We start from the raw sequence: 11728 nt of genomic DNA, 5'->3' as shown, positions 1-11728 counted from the left end.
ACCAAACCAAAACAGTACTCTTTCCTTGAATACCATACTTCTTTTGAGCTTGTTTGTAAGTTAATTCGCCCTTTTCTACTTGAGAAACTACAGCTAATTTAAAGCCTAAATTGTAATCACACTGTGTGCGTTTCTTCTTGGATACATTGCTTTTCATAAAATAAGTCTAAATTGTGTAAACTTATTTCAGGACGAGACATAATGAACAAAAAAAGGAGCTATAATTAGCTCCTTTTTAATTTCTATTTGATGTAGTAATTATTTCACAACTTTAATCCATCTTCCTTGAGTACGTGCAATATAATCGTTGTCGTACATTGCTTCAACTTGTACTCCAGGTAAATAATACTCTCCTAAATACGATGCATTTAATAATACATTAAACGTTTTAGTTTCATACTTTTTCAATGTAAAGTAGTTACTAATACTCGCATCTCGTATATCGGTATAATCTACATTAGAAGATGTGGTATTATTTCCAAAATCGGTAAAACGAGTATTTACAATTTCCCAACCAGAAGGTATAAATTGCGTTAAGGCCACATTTTCTAGTGTTTCACTAGTTGAGTTTTTAATTTTTATCTCAGCTATAAAATTGGTTCCTTGTGATAAATTATCAGGTTCAATACGAGCACCATCTTTTGTTTTATATACAATAGATGCTTCTAAGTTCTTTTGGAATACTTTTTCTTCACCTACTGGTAAAATTCCTTTATTTAGTACTCGTACATATACTACTCCGTTGTTTTTATTGGTTATTTTTAAAGAATTCTCTTGTTGAAGTGCTACTAAATCTTTTGCTAATAATGATTTGGTTGTGCTTGCTTCTCCTGAAACCTTATTGAAAATATAGTTGGTGTTAATTCCTTCAACTCCACCATTTTTTAAAGCATACTGACTCATTGCTAACAAACTATAAGCTGTTGTTTGCGTACTCATCCAGTTGTTACTAGACAAATCTTCAGCAACTTCTTTAGCTAACTTTATTGCCTTAGTTTCATCATCTAACAAAGTATACGTTTCTAAAGCCATTGCTTTGTTTCTGGTTTCTGAACCATAATTTGAATAATATCTCTTAGTAGAACTATACCCTGTTAATCCTTTTAAAATAGATTGCGCTATCGATTTTTTACCGATTAAAGCATACGCACTTGCTAACCTTGTTTTAGCTTCATCTGAAACTCCCATTGATTCACGCAAACGGTTCATTGAAGCTAAATCTGGACTATTCGCTAAACACAATGTATACAATCGATATGCTTGCGAAAGAGAATTGTTATAATAGCTTGAAGTGTTTCTCCAATTACGCGCTTGTTGCTTCTGATATCCTATCCATTTTGATTTGAAACCAATTGGTAATACATATCCTTTCTTTTCTGCTTCTATCATAAAATGACCAGCATACGATGTTCCCCAACTATCTGCAGTACTATTTCCTTGCCAGTAAGAAAGTCCTCCATTTGATAACTGGAAATCTGACAATCGTTGAATAGCTGCTTTTATATTTCTTTCTGTTGAAGCTATCTTATCTTTTGATAATTCAAATAGTTCAGGTAAGTATAACTGTGGAAAAACTCCTGAAGTAGTTTGCTCTACACAACCATGTGGATAACGAATTAAATATCCTAAAAGACAACTCTAACGTAACTGCATTAGTTCCTCTAGTTCCAAAACTAGTGAAGTTTAACTCTCCTTGTTCGTTTGACTTTAACACTAAATCTTTTACCTCGGTCGTAACTGGATTCGGATTTAAGACATCAATCTCTACTTCGTAAGATGCTTTTTCACTTCCTGAACTTGCATCTATTTTCACTTTACCAATTCCCTTGAAATCGTTTACTTTTAAGGTGAAATACGCCATTTTCTCATCTGGTTGATCAAACGAAACTGTTTGTGTTCGGTCTCCAACTATCGTATAAGATTCATCAGGTTGTACTGTTACTTTTACGTTCTTAATGTTTGGTTTCATTGCGAAAACAGTAACTGGTAACGTAACGGTTTCCTGTGGCGTAATCTTACGAGGTAACGATGCTAAAATCATAACAGGTTTACGTACAAAAGCTGTTTTTTCATCGCTACCATACGCATCTTTTTTAGTATCTGTAGCGACAACCATAGCACGAACAGATCCTACATATTTAGGAATTTTAATCTTGTGCTCCTTAATATCTCCCATTTCTAAATCAAATGGACCTAAATAGGTAACCATTGGTTTGAATCGATTAGCTTTTCTGTTTTTACTTCCTGCTTCCGATTCGTCACCACCAATACTTAATATTTGATTTACTTTTCCTCCATAAGCTCCAATAACATCATCAAAAATATCCCATGTTCTTACTCCTAACGATTGACGTGCGTAGAAAACACCCCAAGGATTCGGAGTTTTAAAACGTGTTAAATCCAACAAGCCTTCATCTACTAGTGCAATGGTATACGTCATTGGTCTACCTTTTTCTTCTTTTACACGAATGGTAGCAGTAGATTCTGGTCTTAACTCGTCAGCTAATTGAATTTTAGGTGCTAGTTTAGTATCAGGATTATTTACCAACATCGGGATAGATCCATACATACGAATTGGTAAATCGTTTACCGTTTGGCTGTGCTTTTGTAATAAAGAAATATTCACAAAAACATTAGGTGTATAGCTCGCTTTTACTGGAAAACTAAACGATGTTTGTTGGGCTTGCGTTGGTGCCCAAAAATGATCTAACACCTCAGTTCCATTTTCAATAGTAATAAAAGCTTTTCCTCCTTCAGAAGAAGGGAACTTAACTGTTGCTGTTTCATTTACTTCATACGATTCTTTATCTGTAGTAAACACCAACATGGTAGCATTGCTCTTATCTTGATTTCCTTTTTTCTTTGCATACCAAGAAGGCCAATCAAAATACACTACGTTAGAAGTTACGTGCTTACTTTTTAAATCGGTTACTTTAATTAAATAGCGTCCCCAATCGTTTTCATCAACTTTTAATTTGAAAGTTCCTTTACCTCCTGTATTTGTACCAATTGTTAACTTTTTATAAGGTTCATGATAACGCGTTCCATCATAACTAGACAATCCATTGTCAGAGGTATTCCACCACCAACGCCATGATAACTTATACACATTTACTTCTAAATTATTCGCTACTCCTACTCCTTCTTGATTTACAGAAGCAACATTAAACATATATTCTTCATCAGTAAACAAATAATTTTTAGATTGAGGTTCTTCTGCATCTTGTAATCCTGCATACGAAGTATAAGGCGATACTTTATTAGAAAACACATCAGTACTAAAATCTCCTCCGTTCTCATAAACCTTAGTTATAAAACTCGCTTTTAGCATTCCTGGAGCTTTACTATCTAGTTTTGGTTTTACAGAGAAATTGGTTGTACCTTCATTATTTAAACTACCTTTTAATACTTTAAACTCCTCAGTTCCAAAACGACGTGTAACATCATCAAAATTATAGTTTTTGAATTTTGAAAACTCAGTAGTTGTTTGCGAAAATTTTCCGTTAATATCTAATTTTAAACCTCTCGCAATAGCACCATGTAACCACTTAACCTCTACATTTCCTGTAATTTCAGAATTAGCTTTGATAAACTTTTCTGTGGTGTTAAGTTTTATTTTTAATCGGTTAGGTTTAATGGTTTCAATTTTTAAGTCTTTGTTAAAAACCGCTCCACCTACACTTACGCGTAATTTCCAGTTTCCAGTAATTGCTTCAGGGTTTGTTGTTGGCGCATAACCATATACATTGTTTGATTTCTTCGGAAGAATTGTTCGGTCAATTATTTTTCCCTGCGGATTGATTAACTCAAACTTTATTGGATGATCATCTGGAATTGGATTCGCATTATCGTTTAATACAAAGGTTAAGAATAATTGATCTCCTGGTCTCCAAACACCACGTTCTCCATAGATATAACCTTTAATTCCTTCTTGCAATTTCACACCTGATACATCAAACTTACTCATAGACAATGCTTCACCGTCGTTTAACTTAATGTATGTTGTATTTTTATTTTTCGTAACTACAGCAAAAAATGCGTTAGAAACATTATTGAAAGTAGCAATTCCTTCTTTATTCGTAGAAGCCGATTCTATAGGTTGCATTTGTAAATTATACAACGTCACATTTGCAGCTTCAATTGCGTTTGTAGTAAGTATATCTGTTACCACTACTAAAGTCTTGTTATTGTTTCCTTTCTTTACGATTACACCAATATTTGTAGCCAAAATATTAGTGCTAATTTGCTTGTCGTAATAGTAAGAGTTGGTACATGGATTATCTCTATCTCTCCAACTATAATCGTCGTAATAATCTTCATAATAATGAGGATTATCATAACTTTTTATGTTTATCTCTTTTTTTCCAAAAACAATTGTTTTGGTTTCTGATCCTTCAGTACATGAATAAGTAGAATAATCTTTATTGAACGAAAATTCTACTCTATACATCGCTCCATCTTCTACAGTTACAATTTCAGCTAAATCAATAGCAAAAGCATTTTCCTTACTTAAATCGAGTCCTTGATTACCAAGATTCATCGTATATTTTGCAATTGGACGACCTACATAACGTAAATTACCTTGGTTACTTAAATTATTGTATTGTAAAAATTGTAATACATTATCCTTATAAACTTTATAGATAGTTGCATCAACTGCCTTTAAATTAACCGCTTTAAAATTGATTTTTAAATTGCTTGAGTTTGGTAAAATTGATCCACTTTTAATAAAGCTAACAGCAGGTTTCAACTCTTCAAAATATACCGTTTTAATAATATTTTCTTTTAAGGTGTATCCATCTGCACTTTTAATTCCCTTAAAAACCTCTATATCTATCTTTTCTGTATAAGATGCTTTTGGGTATAAAGTAACCTTATTGTTATTGATCTTATAAGTAAATTCTCTTTTTTGAGTATTTAAAAACTGAATAAGTCCTTTTAAATTTTGAGATTTTTGTAACGGATCTGAAAAACTTATTTCTATATGTTGTTTATCCGTATTTATAACATCAATATCTAATACTTTAAAGTTATTTTTTCCTATAATAGTCAGTTCTCTTTTACCTTTTGATTCTGACTGAATAGAGCTCCCATCCCAAGTTACTGATAATGATTTATCGTCATCATAACGTTGAATACTGTCTACTTTAAAATATATTTTTGAGCTAAGTTCACCAACTTCACTAAACTTTATTCTCTTCGACTTACCGTTATAAGTTGCTTTTAATAAATCGGTTAATTTAGTTGTTTCAATAACATCACTTGCTATAATTTCACCTTCTACAGCATATAAATCTTTAGTATAAACACTTGGCGATTGTAGTGAAACATTGAAAAGCAGTTCCTTTGTTTTTAACTTAACTGTAAAGTCTTTTAACTCTTCATCAATATCTTCATACAAGTTTGATAAGTGAAGAGTTACCAAATATTCTTGATTACTTTTTAATTTTTCTGCTGGTATAAAAGCAATTTCATTCTCGTTTACAGCTACTTCACCTTTAATCTCTGGTGAAACTGTTATAATTTCATTCGCATCAAAATTTGTAGTGGCTTTCTTTTTTAATACAAACTTTAAGTTTGGTGTTACCGATATTAACTTATCAGGAAACACACTAATATACTCACTAAATTCGTTAACATTACTTTCTGTAGTAACTGATTTTTTACACGAATTAGCCATAAGCATTAAACAGATTAATGCAAGAGAACCTAAAATTTTTCTCATTTGTTTTAGTAACTGTAATTTCATTTTTTTGGAAGTTTTGACTTTCTCTATTCTTTATAAAACTACTGAAAAATCTTTTTAAAAGATGATCTATTTAGAATTTGTAGCAATTTGTTTAGTATCCGTAATTAGAATCGGTATTTATCAGCAATTTTTTAAGAGATTTTTTTAATAACAAAGCTAGCTATTTTTAAGCTATTTATTACTCTATTCGTTTTTATATTTTTTACTTTTACAACCTCAATTACACATTATGCTTGGACTACAATTTGACACAGAAACTTCATGGGTTGAAGTTGCTAAAAACGGCTTAGAACAATTATTAACCGATCATGCTTTTGCAGAACAAAAAGCTGCTTCGAATGCTGTGTCAATTATCATCAACTATTCTGAAGAAACCGAACTTGTTAAAGATATGAGTGATATTGCCATTGAAGAAATGGAGCATTTTAGAATGGTACACAATTTAATGGTAGAACGAGGAATGGTTTTAGGACAAGCAAGTAAAAATGATTACGCTCAACGATTGCAAAAGTTTTTTCCACATACTAAAGACAGAACTGAAGCACTAATACAGCGTTTGTTAGTTGCTGCATTAATTGAAGCTCGTAGTTGTGAACGTTTTAAGGTTTTTGCAGATAATATGGAAGATGAAGAGCTTTCTAAGTTTTATTTAGATTTAATGGTTTCAGAAGCTAATCACTACACCTTATTTTTAGGTTATGCTCGTCAATATATGGATCGTGATCTTGTTGACGAAAAATGGGACAGTTTGTTAGCTTTTGAAGCTAAAATGATGCGCGAAAGAGGTAAAGAAGCAAGAGTTCACGGATAAAATGGTTTAATGAGTTAGTGTATTAATGAGTTAATGAAAGAATGACTTGATAGAGAGTTTACATTCCACTAACAGCCAAGTACAAGCAACTTAAGACAAAAAAATGTTTAGTAAAGAAGAATCAGCTAGATTACGTAAAGAATTTTGGACAAGCTTTGGAAAATCTTTTCCAAGAAAATGGTTGTTGTATAATACAAAAATAAAAGGATTTGCTTTTAAATTTCAAGCAGATAGAAAAAAAGCTAAGCCTCTGTGTGTTTAGATTTTGAACACCCTGAAGATGTTGCTAATGAACTACTTTACGACCAATTACTTTCTTTAAAAAAAATACTAGAATCTGAATATTTACCAGAAGTAATCTACGATGATACTTTTGAATTGGATAATCATAAAATTATCCGAAGAATTTATGTTCCTTTTGATAAAAAATTCAGCATTCATAATAAAGATACTTGGCGAGATTGCTATGAGTTTTATGTTGAAACTATGACACAGTTTGAGCTGTTTTTTTATGAATATGAAGATTTTATAAAACAGGCTATCTAGTCACAGGAAAAAGCCCCTTTTTATCTCAAAAACATACAATTAACTTGTTTCGCATTAAGTTTTCGTTATATCTTTACAACGTTTTTTGATTAACCCCTTAACCCCCAATCATGAATAACTATCCCCTCAAGTTATTAGTGCTTTGTTGTGCACTAATATTGACGTCTTGTTCGTCTAATGAAACTGAAATAGTTGACAACAACCCTGAAATGTCAATTACAGTAAGTGAAAAATCAATAGAATCGGACATTTTGACCCTTATTAATAATTATAGAGTTAATAATGGTTTTTCTTCACTAAGTAAATTAGAAGTCATTAAATCACAAACAAACAATCATACTAACTATATGATTGAAAAGAATGAGGTTTCTCATGACTTTTTTTACCAACGCAAAGAGTACTTAACGCAAAATGCTAACGCTGTAAGTGTTGCAGAAAATGTAGCTTATGGTTATTCTACAGCTGAATCTGTTGTTAATGCATGGGTTAAAAGTGATGGTCACAAGAAAAATATTGAAGGTGACTTTACTCATTTTGACATTACCGCTGAAAAAAGTGCTGATGGTAAATGGTATTTTACCAACATCTTTGTAAGACAATAGTGAAGAAAATAAAACCTCAATTCAATGTACGAGATTAAATCAGGGCAAAAGAAAACTACTCTACGGAGGCTAATTACTTGTTTTCACTTTTATAATCATTAAAACAAAAGTGAAATAAATAAAAAAACCCCAATTCAATGTGCGAGATTGAACCGGGGCAAAGAAAACTACTCTACGGGAGACTAATTACTTATTTTCACCTTTATAATCATTCGTGATTATAAATTTTGATCGTCTGTTTTCTTGATGTTCTTCTTCGGTACATTTAACACCGTTAGAACACTTATTTATCAATTGTTTTTCTCCATAACCAATAGCACTTTGAATTCTGTGTTTGGCTATATCACGTGAATAAATATAATCTCTAGTAGATTTTGCTCTTCTATCAGATAAAATTTCATTGTATCGGTCACTTCCTCTGCTGTCTGTATGTGCTTCAATTTTTATAATCATTTTCGGATTATTTTTTAACACTCTTACTATATGCTCTAACTCGTAAGCAGCATCAGGGCGAATATTCCATTTATTAAAATCAAAGAATATTGGGTCAATTACAATCTCATTACCTATAATTAATGGTGTTAAATATAAATTGCGTTCTATTTCAACACCTCTTCTATCAGTGGTTTCAACATTATCAATAAAATCATCTTTATAATCTAGTTTTGTACCTCTTAATCTAAATTTCTTCTCGCATTCTACTTCAAAAATATAAGAAGCATCTTCTTGAGTAACAAATCTTTGCACCACCTTACCATCAGCATCTATTAATTCTACTAAAGTATTTGGTAATAATTCTTTTGTTCTTTTATCAAATGTTTTACCTTTTATGAATTGTTTACATTTAAAAGTTCTGAATTCATAAATATCATCTTCTCCTTTACCTTCCGGTCTATTCGAAGAAAAATATCCTGTTTTTCCGTCTTCATTATAAAAAAAAGCAAAGTCATCATAACCACTATTAAATGGAGCTCCTATATTTACTACTTCAGAAGAATTATTTTTTAACAAATCTGATTTATAAATATCTAAAAGACCTAAGTTTTGATATCCATCTGAAGAAAAATATAAGGTATAATCTTTTGCTACAAACGGAAACATTTCTCTATCTACTGTATTAATTTTTTCTCCTAAATTCATGACCTTTCCATAGCCTCCATTAGGTAAAATTGCTACTTTGTAAATATCGGTTGCTCCAAAACCACCTGGTCTATCAGAAGTAAAATACAATGTTTTTTCATCTGGGCTTAATGCCGGATGTCCACTAGAATACACTTTGTCGTTAAAAGGTAATTCTTCAATATTTTCCCATTGACCATTCACTAAAGTTGCTTTGAAAATTTTTAAGTTCGACGTACCTTTTTTATCATACTCAAGCTTCTCTTTTTCATCTAGATTATTCCTAGTGAAGTACAATGTCTTTCCATCTTTAGTAATAGCTACATTCGATTCGTGGAAACCTGTGTTAATCTTGGAAGAAACAATTGGCATAACATCTTCTAAATCAAACTCATCATCTTTAGCTATAATTTTTGCTTGATATATATCTAAATACGGCTGATTATTCCATTCATAAATTTCACCTTTATCATTTCTTGTAGAAGCAAAATATAACTTTTCACCTTGTACGTAAGAACCAAAATCTGAATTTTTAGTATTGATTTTTAAATTTGCTATTTCTACAGAATCTTTATTTAGTGTTTTTAGCTTATCATAATCTACAATTCCTATTTTGGTAACTACATCAGGTATTTTTTGCAGCCATTTATCTGCTTTTTCGTATTCACCAAGACTTCTAAGTGATTGTACATATTTATATATAGCTTCATCACTTAAACCTTCATCTCTATTGGAAGCCACCCCATACCAGTAAGCTGCTTGTTTAGAGTTAGAATTGTTATAATAACAATCGGCTAATTTTGTTACCATTTCTACTCCATCATCGCCTGCGTTAATTGCTTTTTTATAGAATTCAGCAGCCTTTATGTAGGAGTATTCTTTATAAAATTTATCAGCTACTTTTCTTTGTGAAAAAGCAAAACATGATAAAAAAAGTAATATAAATGTAATTTTTGTTTTCATAAGTGTGCTTTTTAAAAGTATCTAGGTGATTTTGTTCTATATGCTTTAGGGTGCAATTCAAACATCAATAATACTTCATGAGTACCATTTGAATATTGATTAATATCAGATAACGGATGTTCGTAAGCATATCCTATTCTAAACTGACGAGAGACTTGAAAATCTACCAAAGCTCCTAATGCTCCTGTATACTCGTTAATTCTATAAGATCCACCTAACCAAAGCTTTTCATTAAACAAAAAGTTTGCTGTAATATCATACGATAAAGGTGCTCCGTTTGTTGCTTTAATTAAAGTTGCTGGTTTAAATTTTACATTATCGCTTAAATCAAATACATAACCTCCTGTTAAGTAATAACTCACCTTATCTACAACTCCATAATTAATTCCATTAACTTCTAAATCATTATGGTCTATATTTAATAGCCTCGGAGCCGACAATCCTACATACCATTTATTAGTATGCATTAATACCCCACTACCTATGTTAGGTTCCCATCTATTTTGAATTCCTGAGATACCTGGATCAGATGGTTCTGCTGCTATTAAAGCATCATCAATATTATATTGAGTAAAACCTGCTTTAAGACCAAAGGCTAATTTTATAGTACTGTTAAGCTTAATCGTGTAAGAAAAATCTCCGTACAAATAGGTAAACTTTTCGTATCCAAGCTTATCGTTAATAAACGATAAGCCTAGACCGATTTTATCATTCCTTAGAGGTGAGTGAACAGATAAAGTTTGCGTTTCAGGCGCTCTATCTAATCCTGCCCACTGACTTCTATGCAACCCAACTATACTCAACACTTCTCTACTACCTGCATAAGCAGGGTTTATGGAAATAGTGTTGTACATGTACTGGGTAAATTGTGGTAACTGTTGCGATTGTACGGTAAAAATACCTGCAAATAGTAACACAACAATTGCTTGTAATATTCTGTAATTATGGTTCATAGCTTATAATATTATTTGGTTCCTAAATAAATTGCTCCTGTAAATGGTTTTAAACCACTATTTTCTAATATTACAATGTAGTAATATGTACCTGCTGGTAATCTTTTAGCCCCTCCAAACTTAGTTCCATCAGAAACTCCATTCCAATTATTAGCATAATTGTTAGACTCAAAGACTTGTGCTCCCCAACGGTTAAATATTTTCACATTTACTATAAATCCACAAGATTCTACTCCTGTTACTTCAAAGAATTCATTCCATGAATCTCCATTAGGGGTTACTGCTTTTGATATTACCACATCTTCTTGTCCACATGGTAATACAATACAGTCATCGTTTATATTAATCGTAACTTTTATTGACCTTAAACATCCATTATTTGGTTCAGTATAAGTGAATACATAGTCTCCTAAACTTAAACCTGATGGATCAAAACTTGCATCGTTCGATAATACTACATTTCCTTGTGTAACTTCCCAACTACCTTCTTCACTTGGGTTAGCTACATAATCATTCAAATTAATTTCTCCATCGTCTATACATTTAGAATCAGCTATTTCTGTTACCGATGTATTGACTGTTACTGTAATGGTTTGTGTAAATTCAGCTACGTTTCCACAATCATCAGAAACTGTCCATGTTCTTGTAATCATATAATTACTATCAGTTCCATCAAACGTACTTGTCTCTTCAAAATTTGTTTGAGTTACGTTTGCTGAACAATTATCAGTAAATTCTAAAGTTGCAACCTCTGGAACATTGTCACATTCAACTGTAATATCTTCTAAAGTAGAAACTAATTCTGGTGCTTCAGTATCTTCAACATTAATTACTTGAGTATGCGAAACTGTATTTCCTGCACAATCTTCTGCTGTCCAAATTCTAGTAATTGTATATGCAGAAGCACACGCTCCTTCTTCTCTTGTAATTTCTTCTGAATAATTTACTGTAACTGATGAACTACAATTATCTGTCGCTGTTAATA

The 11728-nt window shown here is 31.7% G+C and carries 7 protein-coding genes and 2 pseudogenes; 3 read left to right on the top strand and 6 right to left on the bottom strand.

Features of this window, described 5'->3' with window-relative positions:
- From OU788_RS10355 to OU788_RS10345, 3 genes and pseudogenes are all read right to left on the bottom strand, one after another.
- Positions 1 to 157: pseudogene (locus tag OU788_RS10355) on the bottom strand (IS3 family transposase); the annotation flags it as partial.
- Between the two features lie 101 nt (positions 158 to 258).
- On the bottom strand, positions 259 to 1617 hold the full coding sequence (locus OU788_RS10350) for an alpha-2-macroglobulin family protein (RefSeq protein WP_446751486.1): 1359 nt from the start codon (positions 1615 to 1617) through the stop codon (positions 259 to 261).
- On the bottom strand, positions 1550 to 5725 hold the full coding sequence (locus tag OU788_RS10345; protein WP_274635092.1) for an alpha-2-macroglobulin family protein: 4176 nt from the start codon (positions 5723 to 5725) through the stop codon (positions 1550 to 1552). Before OU788_RS10345 ends, OU788_RS10350 begins: the two co-directional genes overlap by 68 nt.
- Positions 5726 to 5978: 253 nt before the next feature.
- Between OU788_RS10345 and miaE the strand changes: the two genes are divergently transcribed.
- The 3 genes and pseudogenes from miaE to OU788_RS10330 all read left to right on the top strand — a co-directional run bounded on the left by miaE (position 5979) and on the right by OU788_RS10330 (position 7708).
- Positions 5979 to 6560, top strand: coding sequence for a tRNA-(ms[2]io[6]A)-hydroxylase (gene miaE / locus OU788_RS10340; protein ID WP_274635091.1), 582 nt, complete (start codon positions 5979 to 5981; stop codon positions 6558 to 6560).
- Positions 6561 to 6663: 103 nt separating this feature from the next.
- Positions 6664 to 7106: pseudogene (locus OU788_RS10335) on the top strand (DUF4268 domain-containing protein).
- A 158-nt stretch (positions 7107 to 7264) separates the two neighbouring features.
- Positions 7265 to 7708 (top strand): CAP domain-containing protein, encoded by a 444-nt coding sequence (locus OU788_RS10330; protein ID WP_274635090.1) that lies wholly within the window; start codon positions 7265 to 7267, stop codon positions 7706 to 7708.
- A 186-nt stretch (positions 7709 to 7894) separates the two neighbouring features.
- On the opposite strand, the gene OU788_RS10325 is transcribed toward OU788_RS10330, so the two are convergent.
- The 3 genes from OU788_RS10325 to OU788_RS10315 form a co-directional block, all read right to left on the bottom strand.
- Complete coding sequence (locus tag OU788_RS10325) at positions 7895 to 9790, bottom strand: OmpA family protein (protein WP_274635089.1); 1896 nt, start codon at positions 9788 to 9790, stop codon at positions 7895 to 7897.
- An 11-nt stretch (positions 9791 to 9801) separates the two neighbouring features.
- Positions 9802 to 10743: a PorP/SprF family type IX secretion system membrane protein gene (locus OU788_RS10320; protein WP_274635088.1), complete on the bottom strand. Its 942-nt coding sequence runs from the start codon at positions 10741 to 10743 to the stop codon at positions 9802 to 9804.
- Between the two features lie 11 nt (positions 10744 to 10754).
- On the bottom strand, positions 10755 to 11728 hold a 974-nt coding region (locus tag OU788_RS10315), incomplete at its 5' end, for a gliding motility-associated C-terminal domain-containing protein (RefSeq protein WP_274635087.1).

The organism is Tenacibaculum sp. L6 (genome assembly GCF_028823685.1).
Lineage (GTDB): Bacteria > Bacteroidota > Bacteroidia > Flavobacteriales > Flavobacteriaceae > Polaribacter.
This window is presented reverse-complemented; position numbering and strand designations above follow the sequence as displayed.

Bases quoted from the DNA above. Each gene is read 5' to 3' on its own strand.
- OU788_RS10345 (WP_274635092.1), bottom strand. From the start codon at position 5,725: ATGAGAAAAATTTTAGGTTCTCTTGCATTAATCTGTTTAATGCTTATG.
- miaE (WP_274635091.1), top strand. From the start codon at position 5,979: ATGCTTGGACTACAATTTGACACAGAAACTTCATGGGTTGAAGTTGCT.
- OU788_RS10325 (WP_274635089.1), bottom strand. From the start codon at position 9,790: ATGAAAACAAAAATTACATTTATATTACTTTTTTTATCATGTTTTGCT.
- OU788_RS10320 (WP_274635088.1), bottom strand. From the start codon at position 10,743: ATGAACCATAATTACAGAATATTACAAGCAATTGTTGTGTTACTATTT.